This is a genomic window from Streptococcus entericus DSM 14446 (genome assembly GCF_000380025.1).
Lineage (GTDB): Bacteria > Bacillota > Bacilli > Lactobacillales > Streptococcaceae > Streptococcus > Streptococcus entericus.
Genome location: NZ_KB904156.1, coordinates 52,625 through 74,482 on the forward strand (window position 1 = coordinate 52,625; position 21,858 = coordinate 74,482).

25 protein-coding genes are annotated in these 21,858 nt (G+C 46.5%); 24 read left to right on the plus strand and 1 reads right to left on the minus strand.

Annotation, left to right across the window (positions count from 1 at the left end):
- The 4 genes from A3GW_RS0101710 (at position 1) to A3GW_RS0101725 (ending at position 4,385) form a co-directional block, all read left to right on the plus strand.
- Positions 1-648, plus strand: coding sequence for a nitroreductase (locus tag A3GW_RS0101710; RefSeq protein ID WP_018367594.1), 648 nt, complete (start codon positions 1-3; stop codon positions 646-648).
- Between the two features lie 62 nt (positions 649-710).
- On the plus strand, positions 711-2,132 hold the full coding sequence (sufB, locus tag A3GW_RS0101715; RefSeq protein ID WP_018367595.1) for a Fe-S cluster assembly protein SufB: 1,422 nt from the start codon (positions 711-713) through the stop codon (positions 2,130-2,132).
- Positions 2,133-3,005: 873 nt separating this feature from the next.
- Positions 3,006-3,569 carry a TIGR01440 family protein gene (locus A3GW_RS0101720; RefSeq protein ID WP_018367596.1) on the plus strand — a complete coding sequence of 188 codons (564 nt, stop codon included), beginning with the start codon at positions 3,006-3,008 and terminating at the stop codon, positions 3,567-3,569.
- Positions 3,570-3,572: 3 nt separating this feature from the next.
- Positions 3,573-4,385, plus strand: coding sequence for a Cof-type HAD-IIB family hydrolase (locus A3GW_RS0101725; protein ID WP_018367597.1), 813 nt, complete (start codon positions 3,573-3,575; stop codon positions 4,383-4,385).
- 66 nt (positions 4,386-4,451) lie between these two features.
- Here the strand turns inward: A3GW_RS0101725 and A3GW_RS0101730 are convergent, their stop codons facing one another.
- On the minus strand, positions 4,452-5,267 hold the full coding sequence (locus tag A3GW_RS0101730; protein ID WP_018367598.1) for a mechanosensitive ion channel family protein: 816 nt from the start codon (positions 5,265-5,267) through the stop codon (positions 4,452-4,454).
- A 94-nt stretch (positions 5,268-5,361) separates the two neighbouring features.
- On the opposite strand from A3GW_RS0101730, the gene rlmB reads away from it, so the two are divergent.
- From rlmB to A3GW_RS0101830, 20 genes are all read left to right on the plus strand, one after another.
- Positions 5,362-6,093 (plus strand): 23S rRNA (guanosine(2251)-2'-O)-methyltransferase RlmB, encoded by a 732-nt coding sequence (gene rlmB / locus A3GW_RS0101735; RefSeq protein ID WP_018367599.1) that lies wholly within the window; start codon positions 5,362-5,364, stop codon positions 6,091-6,093.
- Positions 6,093-6,797: an ion transporter gene (locus A3GW_RS0101740; protein WP_018367600.1), complete on the plus strand. Its 705-nt coding sequence runs from the start codon at positions 6,093-6,095 to the stop codon at positions 6,795-6,797. The genes rlmB and A3GW_RS0101740 overlap by 1 nt, the downstream gene beginning before the upstream one ends.
- A 66-nt stretch (positions 6,798-6,863) precedes the next feature.
- Positions 6,864-7,757 (plus strand): DUF7916 family protein, encoded by an 894-nt coding sequence (locus A3GW_RS0101745; RefSeq protein WP_018367601.1) that lies wholly within the window; start codon positions 6,864-6,866, stop codon positions 7,755-7,757.
- Positions 7,758-7,776: 19 nt separating this feature from the next.
- Complete coding sequence (locus A3GW_RS0101750) at positions 7,777-8,157, plus strand: HIT family protein (RefSeq protein ID WP_018367602.1); 381 nt, start codon at positions 7,777-7,779, stop codon at positions 8,155-8,157.
- Positions 8,158-8,468: 311 nt separating this feature from the next.
- On the plus strand, positions 8,469-9,164 hold the full coding sequence (locus tag A3GW_RS0101755) for a hypothetical protein (RefSeq protein ID WP_018367603.1): 696 nt from the start codon (positions 8,469-8,471) through the stop codon (positions 9,162-9,164).
- Positions 9,165-9,392, plus strand: a complete 228-nt coding sequence (locus A3GW_RS0101760; RefSeq protein WP_018367604.1) for a hypothetical protein — start codon at positions 9,165-9,167, stop codon at positions 9,390-9,392.
- A 7-nt stretch (positions 9,393-9,399) separates the two neighbouring features.
- Entirely contained in the window at positions 9,400-9,594 is a 195-nt protein-coding gene (locus A3GW_RS0101765; protein ID WP_018367605.1) for a helix-turn-helix transcriptional regulator, read from the plus strand.
- Between the two features lie 626 nt (positions 9,595-10,220).
- Positions 10,221-10,787 (plus strand): YqeG family HAD IIIA-type phosphatase, encoded by a 567-nt coding sequence (locus A3GW_RS10625; protein ID WP_051070789.1) that lies wholly within the window; start codon positions 10,221-10,223, stop codon positions 10,785-10,787.
- Positions 10,759-10,944, plus strand: coding sequence for a hypothetical protein (locus A3GW_RS0101775; RefSeq protein ID WP_018367607.1), 186 nt, complete (start codon positions 10,759-10,761; stop codon positions 10,942-10,944). Before A3GW_RS10625 ends, A3GW_RS0101775 begins: the two co-directional genes overlap by 29 nt.
- On the plus strand, positions 10,941-12,050 hold the full coding sequence (yqeH, locus tag A3GW_RS0101780) for a ribosome biogenesis GTPase YqeH (protein ID WP_018367608.1): 1,110 nt from the start codon (positions 10,941-10,943) through the stop codon (positions 12,048-12,050). The genes A3GW_RS0101775 and yqeH overlap by 4 nt, the downstream gene beginning before the upstream one ends.
- Positions 12,050-12,469 (plus strand): DUF5301 domain-containing protein, encoded by a 420-nt coding sequence (locus A3GW_RS0101785; protein WP_018367609.1) that lies wholly within the window; start codon positions 12,050-12,052, stop codon positions 12,467-12,469. The genes yqeH and A3GW_RS0101785 overlap by 1 nt, the downstream gene beginning before the upstream one ends.
- 38 nt (positions 12,470-12,507) lie before the next feature.
- Positions 12,508-12,819, plus strand: coding sequence for a ribosome assembly RNA-binding protein YhbY (gene yhbY, locus A3GW_RS0101790; protein WP_018367610.1), 312 nt, complete (start codon positions 12,508-12,510; stop codon positions 12,817-12,819).
- 11 nt (positions 12,820-12,830) lie between these two features.
- Positions 12,831-13,463, plus strand: a complete 633-nt coding sequence (locus A3GW_RS0101795) for a nicotinate-nucleotide adenylyltransferase (protein ID WP_018367611.1) — start codon at positions 12,831-12,833, stop codon at positions 13,461-13,463.
- Positions 13,460-14,056: a bis(5'-nucleosyl)-tetraphosphatase (symmetrical) YqeK gene (yqeK, locus tag A3GW_RS0101800; protein WP_018367612.1), complete on the plus strand. Its 597-nt coding sequence runs from the start codon at positions 13,460-13,462 to the stop codon at positions 14,054-14,056. Before A3GW_RS0101795 ends, yqeK begins: the two co-directional genes overlap by 4 nt.
- A complete protein-coding gene (locus A3GW_RS0101805; protein ID WP_018367613.1) occupies positions 14,053-14,577 on the plus strand; it encodes a cysteine hydrolase family protein in 525 nt (174 codons plus the stop codon). Before yqeK ends, A3GW_RS0101805 begins: the two co-directional genes overlap by 4 nt.
- Complete coding sequence (rsfS, locus tag A3GW_RS0101810) at positions 14,564-14,917, plus strand: ribosome silencing factor (protein ID WP_018367614.1); 354 nt, start codon at positions 14,564-14,566, stop codon at positions 14,915-14,917. The genes A3GW_RS0101805 and rsfS overlap by 14 nt, the downstream gene beginning before the upstream one ends.
- 41 nt (positions 14,918-14,958) lie before the next feature.
- Positions 14,959-15,762 (plus strand): hypothetical protein, encoded by an 804-nt coding sequence (locus tag A3GW_RS11925; RefSeq protein ID WP_018367615.1) that lies wholly within the window; start codon positions 14,959-14,961, stop codon positions 15,760-15,762.
- Between the two features lie 11 nt (positions 15,763-15,773).
- Positions 15,774-16,514 (plus strand): class I SAM-dependent DNA methyltransferase, encoded by a 741-nt coding sequence (locus A3GW_RS0101820; protein WP_018367616.1) that lies wholly within the window; start codon positions 15,774-15,776, stop codon positions 16,512-16,514.
- 199 nt (positions 16,515-16,713) lie between these two features.
- Complete coding sequence (locus tag A3GW_RS0101825; protein ID WP_018367617.1) at positions 16,714-17,379, plus strand: DNA methyltransferase family protein; 666 nt, start codon at positions 16,714-16,716, stop codon at positions 17,377-17,379.
- A complete protein-coding gene (locus A3GW_RS0101830) occupies positions 17,380-21,744 on the plus strand; it encodes an Eco57I restriction-modification methylase domain-containing protein (RefSeq protein WP_018367618.1) in 4,365 nt (1,454 codons plus the stop codon).
- The last annotated feature ends 114 nt before the right edge of the window (positions 21,745-21,858 follow it).

Genomic DNA, 21,858 nt, shown 5'->3' on the forward strand with positions numbered 1-21,858 from the left:
ATGGAATTTAGTCAACTGATTGCTGACCGCCACTCGACCCGCTCATTTTCAGAGCGAGAAGTGACGACGGAACAACTTGAGATTATGGTCAAAGAGGCCAGCCAGACCGCTTCCTGGGTCAATTCACAACCCTGGAAGGTCTATGTGGCGACTGGAGCGACCTTGCAGGCCATTAGAGATGACCACAAGCGTCTGCTTGCCCAAGGGGTCAAGTCTTCTCCTGTTTTTCCAGTCCTCTCACGGACAGGCTTCCAGCCAGACCAACAAGCCAATATGGCTCAGTGGTCGGAGGAACAGGCTGCCTATTCGGCGGTTGATGATGAGAGCTTTTGGCAGCTCAACCGTGACTTGTTTCACGCACCAGCCATTGTTTATATTGGCCTACCAAAAGCATCACCACTGTGGTCGGTTTTAGATTTGGGGGCATTTTTACAGACCCTCAGTCTATCAGCCAATAACCAAGGCTTAGCGACCATGGTGGCCTATGAGTTCACCAAATTTCCAGCAGCTTTGGCAGACCGCCTGTCTCTTGACCCGCATTACGAGGTGGCGATTGGCATGGCCGTTGGCTATGAAGACGACCACCCTGTCAATCAATTCAGGGCTAGTCGTCGATCTCTGGACGATTTGTTAACCATTTTAGATTAAGTGGTTAGCTTGAAATAGAGCGACATTAACCTGATACACCACATGACATAGAAAGGACACTTATGTCAGAAACAACTGAAATTATCGAACCCAAGCCCATTGACCTTGGGGAATACAAGTTTGGCTTTCACGATGAGGGCATTGATTTGGTGGCTTCGACCGGCAAGGGACTGAGCGAGGCGGTTATTCGTGAGCTGTCGCAGGTCAAGGGGGAGCCAGATTGGATGCTGGACTACCGCCTCAAAGCCTATCAAGCCTTTCAGAAGATGCCCATGCAGGACTGGGGGGCGGATTTATCGGAGCTGGATTTTGATGACATCATTTATTATCAGAAAGCTTCGGACAAGCCAGCGCGTTCTTGGGACGATGTGCCAGACAAGATTAAGGAGACCTTTGAGCGGATTGGGATTCCAGAAGCTGAGCGGGCCTACTTGGCTGGTGCGGCTGCCCAGTACGAATCCGAGGTGGTCTACCACAACATGAAAGAAGAGTTTGAAAAACTGGGGATCGTCTTCACCGATACCGATACCGCTCTTAAAGAGTACCCTGACCTTTTCAAAAGATATTTTGGCAAGCTCGTTCCGCCAACAGATAACAAGCTAGCTGCCCTTAATGCGGCAGTTTGGTCAGGAGGCACCTTTATCTATGTGCCTAAAGGGGTCAAGTGTGATATTCCCTTGCAGACCTATTTTCGGATTAACAATGAAGGAACAGGGCAGTTTGAGCGGACGCTGATTATCGTTGATGAGGGAGCCAGTGTTCACTATGTCGAGGGCTGTACGGCGCCGACCTATTCGACCAATAGCCTCCATGCTGCCATCGTGGAAATTATTGCCCACGAGGGGGCCTACATGCGCTACACCACCATCCAAAACTGGTCGGACAATGTCTACAATCTGGTGACCAAGCGGGCGCGTGCCGAAAAAAATGCTACGGTGGAGTGGATTGATGGCAATCTGGGCGCTAAGACGACCATGAAGTACCCGTCTGTCTACCTTGAGGGTGAGGGAGCGCGTGGCACTATGCTGTCCATTGCCTTTGCCAATAAGGGACAGGTGCAGGATACAGGAGCTAAGATGATTCACAATGCCCCTCATACCAGCTCGTCAATCGTTTCCAAATCCATCGCCAAAGGCGGCGGTGCAGTCAACTACCGCGGTCAGGTGACCTTTAACAAAAATTCTAAAAAATCAGTCAGCCACATCGAATGTGATACCATTATCATGGATGATTTGTCTAAGTCGGATACGATTCCCTTCAATGAAATCCACAACTCCCAAGTTGCTCTGGAGCACGAAGCCAAGGTGTCTAAGATTTCCGAAGAGCAGCTCTACTACCTCATGAGCCGAGGCTTGTCTGAACAAGAGGCCACCGAGATGATTGTCATGGGCTTTGTCGAACCCTTTACCAAGGAACTACCGATGGAATACGCCGTTGAACTCAACAGACTGATTGCATATGAGATGGAGGGTTCTGTCGGATAGAATGCCGAGTGGCAAACGAGCCATAAGGCTTGTTTACACCGACATTCTTCCGGCAGAAGTTGGAGATAAAAAAATGCGATAGCATTTTCTCCTCAAGGGGCGGGCTATTGTTACCAAATATTCCGCCAACTGAAGTTGAGGATAGGAAAAGCTATCAGGCAACCCAAGACCACTCCAACCGAGGTGGCAGATGAGGAAAGCCGTTAGGCTTTCTACTGTACTCGCTGAAACTCGAAGAGTTTCAGGTTTTTCAATAAGGAATGTCATAGAAATTCTCATAATAGACCATGATGCCTTGTGCTACACGAGCCATAGGGCTCGTTTACACCGACAGTCTTCCGACAGAAGTGAGTAGTTACTGGTGACCAGTTGAGGCTGGGACAAAAGTCCTAACCTCTCAAGTGATTTTTAATTTTCAAGCAAGGCGCATTGGGTGAGTGGGCTCTAATTCGCTGATTTTATCAGCTTTCACAGCCCTAACGAATGTAGCAAGCTTTGCTCGCTCAATCTGTCACCTCAAACAGCCATCTTTAGGCTGTTTGAGCTGTGCGGAGGTGGGATGACTCATCGAATTCTGACGAATGACCGATTTTTGTCCCACTCTCAACACCACCGTTCTGTCGACTGAGGTGATAGGTAGGGAAAAGCGAGATTAGGTATAGATTGTTAAAGAAATTGAGCCTACGATTGCTTATTGTTGGTTTTAGACCGTTTATGAGGCGGTAGAAGGGTTTGTTTTATAACTCATGCTAAAACTTTTCAACCTTGTATAAAAAATAGGGCAATAATCTCTAAAGATCTGCTATTGTCCAAAAAACGAACCTGCTCCAGTTGAGCGGGTTTTGTGATATAATAAGGTTAAGTGAGGTGACTATGGATTTAGAACGTTTAGCGGTTGAGACGCGAGAGATTACAGAGGAGATTATTGAGCGCAGTGGCATTAAGCGAGGGCAGGTTTTTGTCCTTGGTTTATCGTCTAGCGAGGTGAATGGTGGTGTTATCGGCAAAAATTCCAGTCAGGAGATTGGAGAGGTTATTGTCAAAACAGTGTTAGAGAGCTTGACTCGTCGTGGGGTTTATTTGGCAGTTCAGGGCTGTGAGCATTTGAACCGTGCCTTGGTTGTTGAGCGTGAGTTGTCCGAAAAGCTAGATCTTGATGAGGTGTCGGTCTTGCCGACCTTGCAGGCTGGTGGCTCAGGGCAGGTGGCAGCGTTCAAGTACATGACTGATCCAGTTGTGGTTGAGTTTATCAAGGCTTTTGCGGGTCTGGATATCGGTGACACGGCGATTGGGATGCATGTTAAACACGTGCAAGTGCCCCTGCGCCCCAGTCGGCGTGAGCTAGGTGGTGCTCATGTGACGGCTCTTGCAAGTCGTCCTAAGCTAATCGGCGGTGCTCGAGCTAGTTATGTGACGGATGCGATGAGAAAGGCGTGAGTGATGTATCAACTAATTGCTTTTGACATGGATGGTACCTTATTGCGGAGTGACCATACGATTGATCCGGAAACAGTTGCAGCGCTTGGTCGGGCGGATGAGGCTGGCAAAACAGTGGTACTTGCGACAGGACGGTCGGCATCAGAGTTACAGGACTATTTGCCAGTTCTGCCGATGGTTCGTTATGGTGTGCTTGCTAGCGGTGGTTTGATTTATGATTTTTCTACGGAGACAGTTTTGGCAAAAAAATCCTTATCAGTTGAGGTTGTTGCGACTGTCTGTGATTTATTGGATAGAGAAGATGTTTTTGTCGTGGTGATGGCTGACGGGCAAGGTTATGTGCAGTCCAGTCAATTTAATCGGATAGAGGCCTTTTATATGGAGCAGTTTAGACAGCTCTATCTGGATACGGCAGTCTTTGTATCTGATTTAAACCAGCTCTTAGCAGAGAAAGCCTGTGAGAAAATCAACATCTACTTTAAAACACCCGAGTTGAGAGAAGTCTATGCGGATCAGCTGGCTAGCTCGGCTATTACCCTTGTAAAAGCCGAACGAACAGGTCTTGAGTTGACCGCCCAAGGCGCAGATAAGGGGGCAGGCTTACAGCTGCTCTGTCAGCGATTGGGTCTTGGGATGGCGGAGGTTATCGGTGTTGGCGATAGTGATAATGACCGTACCATGTTGCAAGAAGCAGGTCTGGGGTTGGCGATGGGCAATGCCAAACCCAGTATCAAGGCTCTGGCTAACCATGTTGTGGCAACAAACGATGAGGGTGGCTGTGTGGAAGCTATTGAGCGTCATTTGCTAAGATCGTGATGCTCGAGTGAAAAACAGAAAAATAAGAATCGGTAGCCTGGGTGAGCTACCGATTGTTTTAGTTTTCTAACGTTTTGCTGTGATGCCAGCTTCCTGCAAGGTTTTTTGAAATAGTTGATAGAAGGTGTAGTAGACACTTTCTTGCTTGCCGTTTTCAACCAGCAGTTCAACACGGTAAATGGTCGACTGGTCTAGGGCTTTTCGAGCGCCTAGATAGGTGGGGCTGTCCAGAACATGTGGGTGGTCAGCAGCGGCTTGATTGCCGACCTCTGTTAACAAGCTGTTAACGTGATCAAAATTAGTATCAAAAGGCAGTGGCAGGTCAATCTGGACACGGCGATTGCCCCGTGAGTAGTTTGAAACGTAGGTAATGTGACGGTTTGGGATGATATGAATGGTACCGTCACTGCTTTTGAGCTGAGTGGTTCGGATGCCTAGGTTAGTGACTTTACCTGCGATATTTTGGATAACCACCTGATCGCCCACATCGTATTGGCGTTCAATTAAGATAAAGGCACCATTGATTAAATCTGTTAAAAAGCCCTGTGCCCCCAGTCCAATGGCTAAACCAGCGATACCAGCGCCAGCAATAAGGCTGGACACAGGCACACCGATAACAGCCAGAATCCCATAACCTGTTAAAAAGAAAATGGTGTAGTCAGACAGGCTCAAAAAGAGCTTGACCAAGGTTTGCTGACGAGCAAGGTCTTGGGCAGTGAATGGTGGGGTTTTAGAGCTCAGCCATTTGACCAGAAAATGGGCGAGGCGCCTAGCGAGCCAAGAGAGCAGGAGAATCAGAAGAGTGTAGGCAGTTTTTGCACCGAGTGAGGTCAAGAGTTGGTCCCAGTCAAGGGTCAGCGCATCGTTAATCAGAGTTTTCATAGCCCTAGTCTAGCAAAAAAAGGCTGAGTTGTCACTTGTTGGGAATTTGTCTCAGACTCTTTTTTAATCGCCTGTTTTATGCTAAAATAAGGGTATGCAACACACAGATATCGTTTACGGCGTACATGCCGTGATGGAAAGTTTACAAGCTAACACTGGCAACAAGCTCTATATTCAGGATGACCTGCGGGGCAAGAATGTTGACAAGGTCAAGGCACTTGCGGCGGAGAAAAAGGTCTCTATTTCGTGGACACCGAAAAAGACTCTGTCAGAGATGGCGGACGGAGCGGTGCATCAGGGTTTTGTCCTGCGCGTGTCGGAGTTTGCGTATACAGACTTGTCGGTCATTTTGGACATGGCTGAGCAAGCAGATAATCCCCTTATCCTCATTCTTGATGGGCTCAATGACCCACATAACTTTGGCTCAATCCTGCGAACAGCTGACGCTACAAATGTGACAGGGATTATCATCCCTAAACACCGTGCAGTTGGTGTGACGCCTGTTGTCGCTAAAACCTCGACAGGAGCGGTTGAGCATGTCCCTATTGCTCGCGTGACCAACCTCAGCCAGACCTTGGATAAGCTCAAAGCTGCAGGTTTCTGGATTTTTGGGACAGACATGGACGGGACACCATCTACCAAATGGAACACCGCAGGCAAGGTTGCCCTTATCATCGGAAATGAAGGCAAAGGCATTTCAGCCAATATTAAAAAACAGGTCGATGAGATGGTGACTATTCCCATGAGTGGGCATGTCCAAAGCCTCAATGCTAGTGTCGCGGCAGCCGTACTCATGTACGAAGTCTATCGGAATCGGTTGAGTTAATGAGACAGACAATCTATAGCATTATTTCTGTTGAGGGACGGGCAAGCATCTGGGCAAAATGTTATGATGGCATGATGATTGGGGTCATTTTGCTTAGTTTGTTGCCCCTGATGAGCAAGGGAACAAGCCCCATCATGACAGGTATCGAGCAAATTGTTGCCATTATTTTTGCCTTTGACTACTTACTCAGGCTAGCGACCGCTGATTTCTACCTCAAAAAAGGCTCCTTGTCTTTTTGGCTTTACCCCCTAACCTTTCTAGCCCTTATTGATGCCATTAGCTTTTTGGCTGCCTTGCCCTTGGTTAACAACAGTTTCCGCCTGCTCAAGGTCTTTCGTCTCATTCGATCACTCAGGGTCTTCAAAATTTTTCGTTATTCTAAAAATATTCAACTTATTGTAACGGTCCTTAGAAAGCAAAGTGAGTCATTGTTGTTGGTGGCTGTCTTTGCTTTAGCTTATATCTTTATTTCCGCTCTGGTCATGTTTAATCTTGAACCGCATCAGTTTCATCAATTTTTAGATGCTCTTTATTGGGCAACAGTGACGTTGACTACTATTGGCTATGGTGATCTTGTTCCACAGACAGATTGGGGCAAATTACTGACCATCTTCAGCTCTATTATTGGCATTGGTGTGGTTGCCTTGCCTGCAGGGATTATCACAGCGGGATATTTGGAGGAAATAACAGCACGTGAAAAATAAAAAAACAGCGTTTTCAATCGCTGTTTTTTAGTGTATAATAGACCTATCATATACAAGGAGAATCTAATGAAACGTTTAATTTCTTGCTATGCGAGCGACATCGAGAACATCACCAAAGATGAACTCAAACAGGCTATTTTGACCAGTGAAGGTCGGACGATTTTGGGGGAGACTGTGGTGACAGCTGCTCCCCTGATTGAAGGGGTTACTAACGCAGAGATGATGGCGACGTTTGGTTGTGACCTCTTGGTGCTTAATGAGTTTGACGTGTTTGACAAGAGCATCGTCGGCTTTTACACTTGTGACAATCCTATCGCTGAAATCAAGCGCCTGACAGGTCGTCCCATTGGCATCAACTTAGAACCTGTCGACAAGACCCAAACCGTCCTTGATGAGCAGGTACACATTTCCCTCGGTCGTCAGGTCAATGAGCAGAGCCTCAGAGCAGCTCGTGAGCTGGGTGTTGATTTCATCATGCTGACAGGGAACCCATCAACTGGAGTGTCTCTGGCTGCCATCAAAGAAGCTATCGTTTTGGCTAAAGAACATTTTGGTGGCCTCATTTTCGCAGGGAAAATGCATGGGGCAGGGCTGGGAGAACCGGTGGTCAACCCTGAAGCCCTCAGAGACTTTATTGCACTTGGTGCTGATGGGGTTCTCGTACCAGCTGTAGGGACCGTACCTGGCGTACGTGAGGAGGGGCTTGCTGATATCGTTGCTGACCTCAAAGCCCAAGGTGCCTTAGTCATGTCGACTATCGGTACTAGTCAGGAAAGTGCAGACCTCCAAACCATCAGAGACTTTGGTCTCAGCAATAAGCGTGTCGGCACAGATATTCACCACATTGGTGATGGGGGTTATGGACGCATGCCTGACCCAGAGAACATCATGGCATTAAGCATTGCTGTTCGAGGCAAGCGGCATACCTATTTCCGCATGGGACAATCTGTCCGCCGTTAAATCAAGCAAAGGAGATTAGATGACCTGTATCTTTTGTGACCTCATCACCCCAGAGCAAATTCTTTTAGAAAGTGATCAGTTCAAGCTTGTTTTTGATATTGATCCTATTCAAACAGGTCATTTGCTATTGATCAGCAAGCGTCATGTCTTGAGCATGGCAGACCTCTCTTTATCAGAGCGTCATGAGTTGGTTGACTTAGAAGCTAGGTTAATTTCTCTGCTGGAAGCCCATCTATCGATTGATGGGGTAACTCTGGCAAGCAACGACAAGGGGCTGATGGACGAAGGAACGCATTTTCATGTTCATCTGATTCCGCGACGCACTGGAGATGGTTTTTGGGATAAGATTGACCTTGAAACCTGTCAGTGGGAGTTGGAGACATTTTTGAAAGCTCTCTAAGTTGACAGGATAAGCAGAGGACAAGACAGTGTCTCCGCATTCCTATTATGACCTTTAGGCATAATCAATTGGAGTGTGGGACAAAAAGCGGTCATTCGTCAGAATTCGATGAGTCGTTAGTCCACTCAACCACTGTGCCTTGCTTGAAAATTAAACATCACTTGAGAGGTTAGGGCTTTTGTCCCGGCCTCCTTTTTTTAGTCATAAAACAAGTAAAAAGTTAATAATAAAAATCTTTTTGTAAAATATACTTGACAAAATTCATCTAAAGGAGTAGACTGAAGGTAACTTAAACATACAGGAGGGTTGCGATGTTTTCCAAACAAGACCTTGTTAAAAACCAGTGGTTAGCCATTGCTCTGACCAGCGCCGTAGATGGGCTAGCCTTACTGGTTGCGTTGACAGCTGAGGATAACTTTCTCATCAAGCTAGCATGGGCGGTAGTCGTTTTGACAACACTTTTTTTGCTGGGACTAATCATGGGGCTCAGGACGGCTAAACTGCTCCAGCATAAGATTGATACAGGCGATTTGTCTGATGCTCGCTTGCGCCGACTCAACACTAGACCTGTCTATGACGAACGGCAGCAGAGTTTCCTACTTAGGAGCTATGCTGTTGGTTTTTGGTATGCCATGGCGGTGTTTGTTCTGTCCATCTTCGTCGGTCGGTTTTGGTCTGATGTCATCTCACTTGACTTCATGGTGGCGCTAGGGCTCTATGGCGGCGTGGGATTGACCATGACCTTGGCCAATCTCAAGGGCGTCTCCCCCTTCGTTGATGACCGTTTCGGCAGACAGGGTCAGCTGATGGGCTGGGTTGCCACGCTTTTTGGGCTGCTCATCACCCTATCCTCTCTTTTAGGGACAATAGCAGAGCAGGAGATGTTAAGCACCTTCTTTATCAGAGGGGGGTCAGGTTCGCTCTTCGTTTTAGGGCTTTGTCTCTTTAGCATGGGGGCTAGCATCCTCTATCGCCGTTATCAGGACAAGAAAGAGGAGGGTGAGTAGATGGTGATGTTACTTCTGGAGTTGGTGTATGTGGTCTTTCTAGTTAAGCTAAATCAGTCTAAGAGCCTGTCCCCTAAGCAGGGAGCTGCTTTCTTATGGCTTTATCTGATGGCTAACCTTATGTGGTCAACGTCTCAAAAGCCTTTGAACTGGGGAGCTGTCCTAGTGGTTTTAGGGGTTGCCTTGCTTACCCAGATTTTGAGCAGTTGGTTCAAGCAAGGAAAGTAGGTGAGAGATGAAAAATCTTCGTCTAAAGGCTGCCCGAGCAGGGAAAGACCTCTCCCAGCAAGCCTTAGCAGAGCTGGTGGGTGTCTCGCGCCAGACTATTTCTGCCATCGAAAAAGGAGACTATAACCCAACCATCAACCTCTGTATCGCGATTTGCAAGGTTTTAGATAGGACCTTGGATGACCTGTTTTGGGAAGGATGAGTATAGGAAATGCAGGCAGAAATGTCTGTTGACCATCTGTGTTCGTTTAGCCATCAGATTTTTACCAAGAAATGATAGCAGCATTTTACTGATCGAGTGCATTATTCGTAAACATTCGCATTATGGCTAAAGAGTTTTGGTAAGGGAGGACTACAATCGGTTGTTCGGTGGCAGTCGATATCCCTTGATTTGTCAACTGTCTAGGGCGAGCCTTGAGACGAGAAAACGAGCAACAGTCAGGGGAGTACCTGTTGAACTTGGACCTTTGGGAAATATTGATTACCTCAATCGTTAGGATTCGGGGTGTTGGGCTCATAACATCAGCGGAGGCGGGAGTAGAGTGACGACGTCCGGTTTCCGCAATTTAAACGCCTTGACGCACTCAGTAGTAGGGCATCGGACGATAGTACCTGACGACCTTGTGCATGGGCAGTCGGTAAAGCCGATAAGAGTTGCTCAAAATTCCTGCGTCAGACGTCGTTAACAATAATAAAAGAGTGAGACTAGAACTGTTGTTCTCAGTCTCTCTTTTCGTCCTCCTCCTGTAGGCTAATCACCAGTTCAGCTCTGCTATTTTCCCAAAAATGTGCTATAATGAAAAGGACATCAATTTTTTGGAGAAAGACGTGAGTATAGAAGACTATATACCGACCTTTGTGGTCGAAGCGGTTTATGATTTGCGACCTGCTGCCTTGCGTGCGCAAGGGATTAAGGCTGTTTTGGTGGATTTGGACAATACCCTGATTGCCTGGAATAATCCTGATGGGACGCCGGAATTGCGGGGCTGGTTGGATGAGATGACAGAGGCTGGTCTGCCTGTGGTGGTCGTGTCCAACAACAAGCAGTCGCGGGTTGAGCGTGCGGTGGAGCGGTTCGGCGTTGATTTTGTTAGCCGTGCCATGAAACCTTTTGCTTACGGTATTAACAAGGCGATTGCCCGTTATGGCTTTGATCGAGATGAGGTGGTTATGGTCGGTGATCAGCTGATGACCGACATTCGAGCAGCTCATCGGGCAGGCATTCGTTCCATTTTGGTGCGTCCTTTGGTGACGTCCGATGCCTGGAACACTAAGTTCAACCGCTTCAGAGAGCGTCGGGTCTTGCGGAAAATTGAAGACACCTACGGTCAGCTCACCTATCGACGGCAATTATCGGAGGTAGCTCATGACGTTTCTCGTGAAATTACTGATTAGTCTAGTGGCTTTTCTCATCAGTTTTGGTGTGATTTTTGGCCTCTTTCGTCTGTCCTATACTTTTTTGCCCTATCTCAGTGTGATTTTTCTCGGCACCTTGCTGGCAAATCTGGGCAGACGGCTTTACACACATCACTTAGAAAGTAAAAAGAAATGAACGACACCTTACACTGTATCGGCTGTGGCGTTGCCATTCAGACAACCGATAAGGCTGGTTTGGGCTTTACGCCTCAGTCAGCACTCGATAAGGGCTTAGAAACAGGAGAGCTCTACTGTCAGCGTTGTTTCAGGCTCCGCCATTACAACGACATCACCGATGTCTCGATTTCTGATGATGAGTTTTTGAGACTGCTCCACGAGGTTGGCGACAGCGACGACTTGGTGGTCAATGTGGTGGATATCTTTGACTTCAACGGCTCCATTATCCCAGGGCTTCCGCGCTTTGTGTCAGGCAATGATGTCCTCTTGGTCGGCAATAAAAAAGATATCCTGCCCAAGTCTGTCAAGGATGGCAAGGTGACCCAGTGGCTGACCGAGCGAGCGCATGAAGAGGGCATTCGTCCTGTTGATGTCATCCTGACCTCCGCTCAGAATAAGTACGCCATTAAAGAGCTGATCGCAAAGATTGACCATTACCGCAAGGGCAGGAATGTCTATGTGGTCGGAGTGACCAATGTCGGTAAGTCCACCCTGATCAATGCCATCATTCAGGAAATCACAGGCGACAAGGACGTGATCACGACCTCTCGCTTCCCTGGGACTACCTTGGACAAGATTGAGATTCCCTTGGACGATGGCAGCTATATCTATGACACACCGGGCATTATCCATCGCCATCAGATGGCGCATTACCTATCCGACAAGGCCCTCAAGCTGGTCACTCCTAAAAAGGAAATCAAGCCCAAAACCTACCAGCTCAATCCTGGACAGACCCTTTTTCTCGGCGGTCTGGCTCGGTTTGACTATCTTTCTGGGGCAAAGCAGGGCTTTACAGCTTATTTGGACAACAACCTGCAGCTCCACCGTACCAAGCTAGCCGGGGCAGATGCCTTCTATGACAAACATGTCGGCGGTCTCTTGACCCCGCCTGCTAGCAAGGAAGCGGCTGAGTTTCCAAAGCTGGTCAAGCATGACTTTACCATCACTGAAAAGAGTGACATCGTCTTTTCAGGGTTGGGCTGGATTCGGGTTGGCAGTGCTGGTAAGGTCTCCGCTTGGGCACCAGAAGGTGTCGCCGTCCTCAAGAGAAAGGCGATTATCTGATGAAGAAAGTTGTGATAGTGCTACTTGGCTTGTTGCTGGCTGGGCTTGTCTATTGGCAGGGGCCTGGGTCAGCACCTAGCTTACCAGGATCAGGAGAAATCAGCGCCATCACATTTTCGACAGAAAAAGACACAGCGTTTTTAGTGACACCAGATGCGCCCCTTCGGATAGAAGACGAGGAGACAATCGCGTCTTTTCTTGAGACCCTTTCTCAGTCTCACAAGACCCGTCAAAAATCGGTCAATGACGTCCCTTATGCTGAACGTTATGACAGAGTTGAAATGATATTCAAGCCCGGGCAGAATTCTGCCATCGCATATCTCTATCCAGAGGGGAGGACGACCTATTTAGAACGACCTTATACCGGCATCTACAAACTCAACATACCTATCGACAAGTGGCTCGAGACGGTCAACTAGACTGCTCTGCCATTTTCCTAAAAAAGAAAGAAGAAATCATGACATTAACCTCAAAACAGCGGGCTTTTCTCAATAGCCAAGCCCATAGCCTCAAGCCGATTGTACAGATTGGTAAGAACGGTTTGACTGATGAAATCAAGAGCTCTATCCGTCGGGCTTTGGACGCTCGTGAGCTGATCAAGGTCACTCTCTTGCAAAACACGGACGAAAACATCCACGAGGTGGCAGAAATCCTCGAAGACGAAATCGGTTTGGATACCGTTCAGAAAATCGGTCGGATTTTGATTTTGTTTAAGCCATCTGCTAAGAAAGAAAACCGCAAATTATCTATAAAAGTACGAGAGATTTAGGAGGAAGGCCTATGCCGATTGAACTCTTAACCCCTTTTACCAAGGTCGAGTTAGAAACAACAGAAAAAACGACCAACCGCCGTCAGGTTGGGATTTTGGGTGGCAATTTTAACCCTGTTCACAACGCCCATCTGGTCGTGGCGGATCAGGTTCGCCAGCAGCTGGGTCTTGATGCGGTCTATCTCATGCCTGAGTACCAGCCGCCCCATGTGGATAAAAAAGAGACCATTGATGAAACCCATCGGCTAGAGATGCTCAAGCGCGCCATTGCTGGCGTTGAGGGGCTGGGTATTGAGACCATTGAGCTTGAGCGTCAGGGCATTTCCTATACCTACGACACCATGAAACTCTTAACCGAGAAAAACCCTGAAACCGATTATTACTTTATCATTGGTGGCGACATGGTCGAGTACCTGCCCAAGTGGCATCGCATCGACGAGCTGGTCAATCTCGTTCAGTTTGTCGGCGTTCAGCGTCCTCGCTACAAGGCAGGAACGTCCTATCCTGTCATTTGGGTCGATGTTCCTCTCATGGACATCTCCTCCAGTATGGTGCGTGACTTCATCAAAAAGGGTCGAACCCCAAACTACCTTCTCCCCCACGAGGTGCTGGATTATATCGAGGAAGAGGGGCTTTATAGATGATCTACGACGCCTACATTTCCTTCTCTCGAGAGGCGCTTTTAAGGGTCATAGCAGAGCAGATGAGCGAGAAGCGTTTCCGCCATGTCGTAGGCGTGGAGAAGGCTGCTTTGGAGCTCGCCGATCGCTACGATTGCGACCCTATTAAGGCTAGTCTTGCGGCACTCCTGCACGATTATGCCAAGGAGCAACCAGATAGCGTTTTTCTTGACCTCATTGACCGTTACCAGCTGGACCCAGCCCTCAAAACTTGGGGCAACAACGTCTGGCACGGTTTGGTTGGACGCTATCTGATCACAGAGCAGTTTGGACTGACAGACGAGGAGATTTTGACCGCCATCGCCCGTCACACCGTCGGGGCAAGTGACATGACACTCCTTGACAAGGTTATCTACGTCGCTGACTATATCGAACCAGGCAGAGACTTCCCAGGTGTGGAGACTGCTCGCCAACTGGCAACAGAAGATTTGGACAAGGCAGTGGCCTTTGAAACTGCTCAAACCATTGCCCACCTAGCCAAGAAGGGCATTCCCATCCATCCCCAAACCCTGGAAACCTATAATGCCTATGTTCATTTTTTGAAGGAGAACAAATGAAAACAGCCCTTTTAGCCATTGATATGCAAAACCTTCTCGTTGAGGAAAAACCTTTTGCCATTGAGGAGCGCTTAGCCCTCTGGCAAGATAGCATCACTAAAGCTCGTCAAGCAGGGATAGAGACTGTCTATGTCCGTCAAAATGACGAGGAATTTGCCACAGGCAGTCCTGGCTGGGAAATTCATCCAGCAGTAGCTCCTTTGGCTGACGAGAAGATTGTTGACAAGCGGTACAGTTCTGCCTTCAAGGGTACGGACTTGAAAGCCTATCTTGATGAGCAAGGGATTGAGCGATTGATTCTCATGGGCATGTCGACCAATTTCTGTATTGATACGACCATCAAAGTAGCCTTTGAATTGGGATACAGCTTGGCGGTCATCAAAGATGGAACCACCACCCCTTACACGGCAGACCTTCCAGCAAAAGAGCTGATTGACCAGTATGAAACCATCTGGTCCTGGAGTTTTGCCCAGGTGGATACACTAGAAAACATTTTAAGAGGAAACAATGAAAGAACTTGAATTAGTAGAATTAGTTGTCAAAGCCGCTGATGAAAAGCGGGCAGAGGATATTGTGGTGCTGGACCTGGCTGGCTTGACCAGCATGACGGAGTATTTTGTCATCATGACAGCGACCAATTCTCGCCAGCTGGAAGCCCTAGCGGATAATATCCGTGAAAAGGTGAAGGAAGCTGGACACGATGCCAGCCACATCGAAGGTGACAGCAAAGGGGGCTGGGTGCTCCTAGACCTCAATGACGTCATCGTCCACATCTTTAGCGATGATGACCGCGCCCACTACAACCTCGAAAAACTCTGGCATGAAGCCCCAATGGTCGATGTGGCAGGGTATTTGGCATAAGAGATAAACCTTGCTTATGGCAAGGTTTTTGAGGAATTGACTTGAATAAAAAATATTTTTTGATAACGTGTACAATCATAACATTTATTGTTATTCCTTTTTTAATTAATTTAATTTTTAAATTTAGATCTATTGAATTACTTGTAGCTGAGTGGAATGCGGGAGATTTATTATCGTTTTATGGCTCTATATTAGGATCTCTTGTAACATTGTGGGGGCTTAACAAAACTTTAGATTTTCAATTTGAACAATCTCAACAAAGTGATATCATAAAATATAAGCCGATTTTAAAGTTGGAATCAGTGTTAGCTCAGTACAACGATTTTATAGCTAGGAGAGAAATTGCTATAAAATTTCCATTTATATCTTATCTGGATGACCCTCTTCAGGAACAGAAACAGATCCAATTTAGCAAACAGATGGAGAAAGAGAGCAACTTTCACTTCTTAGTTAAGAATAAGGGACGTGGAGAGGCTGTTAATGTGATTCTTGAAGATATTTTACTGAAAGAAGTTAGTTGGGATGAACACTCACATTTATATATTGCTGTCAGTCAAAAACAATCTTTAGATGAGATTCTAGTTAATGATGTTGTGGATATAGTCATTAGATTTCCAGAGTATATTTTTTTGAAGGAAAAACAAGATAACTATACTATTAGAATTGAATTTTCTATAAAATATAAGGATATGTTTAGAAAAAGTAGTAGGCAGCTGACTTTGCTTAGTGAATTTAAAGTATTTCCGAAATCAGTTGCTGTACCACCGTACATTTATAAGGAGAGTTTTGATTATTTTAATGTTGAATTTTCTTATGAAGGAACTCAGATAATTGTAAATAATTAGTAAGGAAAGTAATGAAAAATTACGAGACATTCGCATCGGTCTACGATGCTATTATGGACGATTCGCTCTATGATCTCTGGACGGACTTTTCGCTCCGCCATTTTCCTAAAAAACCAAAAGGAGCTAAACTGTTGGAGCTAGCCTGTGGGACGGGCATCCAGTCGGTGCGGTTCGCAAAAGCGGGCTTTGAGGTGACGGGCTTGGACTTGAGTGAGGAGATGCTTGCGGTCGCGAAACGACGGGCTTCCTCTGCCAAAGTCACCATTGACTTTGTGGCAGGCAATATGCTGGTCTTGAGCGATGTGGGGCTATTTGACTTAGTGACCTGCTACTCGGACAGCCTCTGCTATCTGGCGGACGAGGTGGAGATGGGTGATACGTTTGCTCAGGTTTATGAGCACCTCAATGACGGTGGCACCTTTATCTTTGATGTTCACTCGACCTATCAGACCGATGAGGTTTTTCCGGGCTATTCCCATCATGAAAATGCAGAGGATTTTGCCATGGTTTGGGACACCTATGAAGATGAGGCGCCGCACTCAGTGGTCCATGAGCTGACCTTTTTCATCAAGGACGAGGATGGGCGCTTTACCCGCTACGATGAGATTCATGAAGAACGCACCTACGAACTCCTGACCTACGATATTCTGCTGGAGCAAGCAGGCTTTAAAGACGTCAAGGTCTATGCTGATTTTGAAGACAACGTCCCCACAGCAACCAGCAAACGATGGTTTTTTGTGGCGAGGAAGTAAGGCGTAACTAACCACAGAGAGCTCAGTATTTTTAGCATTGAGTGTGTTGCTTTATTTTCTATCCTTCCGCTAATGGCAAACTATTATTCTTATGATCCTTGTATTCTTCCGAAGTTTGCTTTACAAATCGTGAAAAAGCCCTAAACCAAGGGCTTTTTGTGGTATAATAGAGCTAGTATACTGATGAAAGGGGCTTAGTGTGACCGAGCAACTGATTAAGTCAAAACAGCGTGTTCAGCAACACGGAGAAGTCTTTACTCCCAGATGGATGGTAGAGATGATGCTGGATATTCCAGAAATAAAAGTGGCTTGTGAGCAGATTCATGCGACTTTTTTAGAACCTGCTGCTGGTGATGGGAATTTTTTGTTGGCGATTTTGGAGAGAAAATTACAGGCTTTGACGCAACAATACGATAAGAAGAATTGGAAGACGAAATCTCTTTTTGCCCTCGCTAGTATCTACGGTATTGAGTTTTTAGCGGATAATCTAGAAGTGGCACGTGATCGGCTCTTTATCTATTATTTAGACTGGTATGAGACCCAGTTTGGTGAACGATTGGGTAGCAAGACCGATCTCTATCGCTCGGCACATTTTCTCATTCATCGCAATATTGTTCGAGGGAACACCTTGACCAAACGACATCCTGATACCAATGAGCTCATTGTTTTTTGGGAGTGGCAAGCGGTCAAAGGCAATCCTAGTAAGGTGAGTTGTCAACAGGTTATTTTTGCCGATATGCTGGGAGAAAAAGTAATAGAGGACACTGTCGTTGAGGGACAGTTGAGCTTGTTTGAGTTTGACGATGATGACCAAACGCAAGAAACCATTTTACCAATACAGAAAGTGTATCAATTGAGAGGTTAGATGATGTTAACCAGTAATTTTGATTTTTTGAAACTTGATGAAGACTTGGGGGAATTAGTGGCTACAGCCAATATTGCGGAGGAGAGCTTTACATACCAACATTATGAAAATGTTCTCTTTAATACCAGAAAACTGGCTGAACACCTAGCGAAATTAGTCGCCGATCGGTGCTATCTTGATGCGGAACGATTGACCTTTCATAATACCTTAAAATTGATTGATGAGCAGATTGAAGACCCATCAGGTGAGGTCATGATGGCTTTTCGTCGCTTGAAAGGGCGAGGGAACGATGCGGTTCATGTCCTCAATTCAGAACAAGCCACAAAGGAGAATGCCGAAAAGTCTCTAGCAAGTATTCATTTTCTGCTGGTTTGGTTCATGAAAACCTATGTGGATGACCAGCTGTTCATCAAGGACTTTTTTATCCCTCAAGCTCAGCAACGCTATCAAACAGCCGAACGCAAGTTCATCTATATCCAAACGGTGGATAATAGCAACGGTGGTTTTTCGGCTTACGATGGAACGCAAAAAATCGGTGAAGGAACGATTGCTGAAGATGACATGGAAGCTGATTGGACTGCTAACAGTGACTTTCTACGTCAGGTTGCCCCAAAGCGGATTAAACAGTACATGACAACCGCAGGACTGACCTATCAGTTGGGTTGGGTAGAGCTAGCTTGGCAAAAAGCTCAGAAAAAATGGTTCCATGACCATGATGTGCATGAGGTCTTGAAGCGTTCAGGCATTAAACAAGCCGAAAAACTCCAAGGAAATGAATGGTTTGAAGTTGACCTTGAAACTGCTAAAGCAGCCATTAAAGCGGTCAAGGAGGGGCGCTATGCTCTGAATCTCCCAGCAACTGCTGATGAAGCAGTCTTTTCTCTACGCCCTAATCAGCAAGACGCTGTCAACCAGACCAAGGCTGTTTTCAAAAAGAAAGACAGGATGCTCTGGAATGCCAAGATGCGTTTTGGTAAGACCCTGGCAAGTCTCCAACTCATTAAGGATATGGGGTTTAAAAAGGTACTGCTCATGACCCATCGTCCTGTGGTCAAAAATTCTTGGTTTGATGACTTTGGCAAGATGAAGATGGCAGAAGCAGGCTACCGTTATGGTGCCAAAGATCGTGGGGAAAAGCTCGAAGTCCTAAAAATGGGAGAGACACCTTTTATCTATTTTGCCTCGATTCAGTTGCTCCGCTATGGCGGCGGTGAGGTCAATCTGGCGGACTATGCTGATGTGGACTGGGATTTGATTATCATCGATGAGGCGCATGAGGGAACCCAGACCGAGCTCAATCAGACGGTTATGGCTGCTCTTGTTAAGGAAAAGACGAAAATCCTTGAGCTCTCAGGCACTCCTTTTAACCTGCTGGATCAGTACGACGAGGAGCAGGTTTATACTTGGGATTATACCATGGAGCAGGAGGCGAAACTCCGCTGGGAGCTAAAATATCCTGATAAGCCGAACCCTTACGGGGAATTGCCACGGGTTGAGATGTACACTTTTGAGATGGCAAACAAAGAGCAGTTTGCTGACGAGAGCAAGTCCTTTAACTTCCGTGAGTTTTTCAAGGTTGATGATAAAGAGGAGCTGGTCTACAAGCAGGAGGTTCAAGCCTTTTTAGACCAGATTAGTCAGGAAAACCCTAAAACAGACTACCCTTTCTCCACGGCTAGTTATCGTGAAACGCTGCGTCACACCCTCTGGCTCTTGCCTGGGGTCAAGGAAGCGGCAGCCTTTGAGCAAGCGCTTCTCGCCCACCCTGTCTTTGGAAAAGATTACACCATCGTCAATGTGGTGAAAGATGGTGACAATAGCGGTGAGGCAACGGCTGATGACCTTGAAAAGGTACAGCGGGCGATTGGAGACGATCCAAGTCTGACCAAGACCATCACCCTAACGGTGCGCAAGCTGACCACTGGGGTCAATGTTCCAGAGTGGACGGGCGTGGTCTTTTTGAACAATACGACAAGCCCAATGAACTATCTGCAAGCGGCCTTTCGTGCGCAGACGCCATTTTCTCATGAAACATTAGGCAAAAAAGAAGTCTGCTATGTCTTTGACTTTGCGCCTGATCGTGCCTTGACTGTTATGGCAGAGTCAGCTCAGATTAACTCTGGGGCTGGTAAGAAGAACAGCAAGGCACAAACAAGTGCCATGACGAAACTTCTTAATTTTATGCCCATTCTAAGTAATGGTGGTAATGGCATGAAGACTTACAATGTCGACCGCCTACTGACCCAGCTCAAGAAAGTCTATGCGGAAAAAGCAGTAAGGTCAGGCTTTGAGGACGATAGCCTCTACAATGATCAGCTCTTAACCCTGACAGCAGACGATGCCAGTCTGTTTAACGATGTCAAGGCTATCGTTGGCACGACCAATAAAGAACGCCAGACCAAAATCATCATCAATGACAATGGCATGAGCGAGGAAGAGCATGAACAGGCGGAAGTAGCCCAGAAGAAACCGAAAAAGCAGCGAACTAAAGAAGAAGAGGAGCTACTTGCCAAGCTCAAGGAAGCTAAAAATCAGCGCAAGGCCATGATTTCTATCCTGCGCGGGGTTTCTATCCGTATTCCCATGATGATCTACGGGATGGCGGTTGACCTTGATGAGGGCATCAGTATCGATCGTTTCATCAGTGCAGTAGATGACGCTTCCTGGCAGGAGTTTATGCCAAAGGGCTTTACTAAAGGGATGTTCCGCAAGATTGTCCGCTTCTACGATCCTGAGGTCTTTATCGAAGCAGGGCGCATTATCCGTCGCCGTGCCAAGTCCTTTGACCGACTAGGAATCATCGAGCGGGCTGAGAAAATTGCAGAGCTCTTTAGCACCTTTAAGAACCCTGATAAGGAAACAGTCTTAACCCCTTGGCGAGTGGTCAATCTGCAAGTGACTAAGACCATCGGAGGGCTTAACTTTTTTGATGATAGCTTTACCAGCATGACCATAGATGGTAAATCAGCCCTGCACTGGGTAGAGCGTGAGGATAGCTCTGCTATTTACCAAAAAGGCAAGACCTTCCTTGATATCAACGCCAAAACAGGGCTTTATCCGCTGCATGCGGCCATGAGTCTCTTCTATAAGTCTGTGGAGGCTAATAGGGATAGTCATTTTGACGAGTTGGCGGTTTATGGCGAGATTTTGCAGGAGCAGATTTATGCTGTCGCTAAAACCCCGATGGCCAAGACCATCACTGAGCGGACGCTAGCTGGCTACCGCCATCTGCCTGTCAATGTTGCTTATATCGATGGGCTCAGCCAGATTCTCAAAACCGACCTCTCAAGCGGTCAGGACAAGATAAAGGAGGTCTTCAAAGACGTGAAATTTGATGTTGTGATTGGTAACCCGCCATATCAAAATGAAGGAATTGGGGATGTAGCTCGTGATGAGCCAATTTATCATCAGTTTATGGATTTGTCATACCAGTTGGCGGATAGAGTTGCCTTGATTACACCAGCACGTTTTCTCTTTAACGCTGGTCAGACACCGAAAAAGTGGAACGAGAAGATGTTAGCTGATGAACATCTCAAAGTCATTTATTTTACCCATAAATCTAATGAGGTATTTCCAAATACAGATATTAAAGGTGGTGTAGCAGTCACATATAGGAATGTGGAAGAAAAATTTGGCTCTATTGGAACGTTTACACCGATTGAGTGGCTAAATGTCTTATTACAGTTGGTAAGATCCAAAGTATCTCGCTCGTTTAATGAATATTTATATGGAAAAAGTAGCTATAAGTTTAGTGATCAACTATATATTCGTTATCCAAAATTAAAAGGAAGGGTTTCAAGTTCAGAAGAGAAATCAATAGGATCTAATATTTTTGAAAAGTTACCTGAAATTTTTTCTGATAGCAAACTATCTGATGATCAAATTGGTATCTACGGTCGCTTGAATAATGAACGAGTGACAAAATGGCTTGATGCTAACTTGATTGAAGAACACCCAAATTTGAATAAGTACAAAGTGTTCTTGCCTGCTTCCAATGGAAGCGGGTCGATAGGCGAAGTTCTATCGACCCCACTCGTGGGTACCCCACTCGTGGGTACCCCACTCGTGGGTCACACACAAACATTTATCTCATTTGGTACTTTTGAGACAGAGGAGCATGCTAAAAATTGTCTGAAGTTTATTAAAACTGATGTTGCTCGGGCAATGCTAGGAACATTGAAAGTTACTCAACATAACCAATCTAAAGAGGTCTGGAGCAATGTTCCTTGGTTTGATTTTACAGATTACTCTCTCATAGACTGGTCACAATCAGTTGAAGAAATTGAGAGACAACTCTATGCTTACTTTGAAGTTCCAGAATGGATAATCACTGAGTTAAAAGCTAGTGTCAGACGAATGGATTGAATGGCTTTATTTGAAGAGAATGTTAAAGCTATGGACTAGGAGATACCCCACCGTCTACTTAGGTGACGGGTCGCCTAAGTGGACGGTGGGGGAAGGCTGAAAATAGAGAATTAT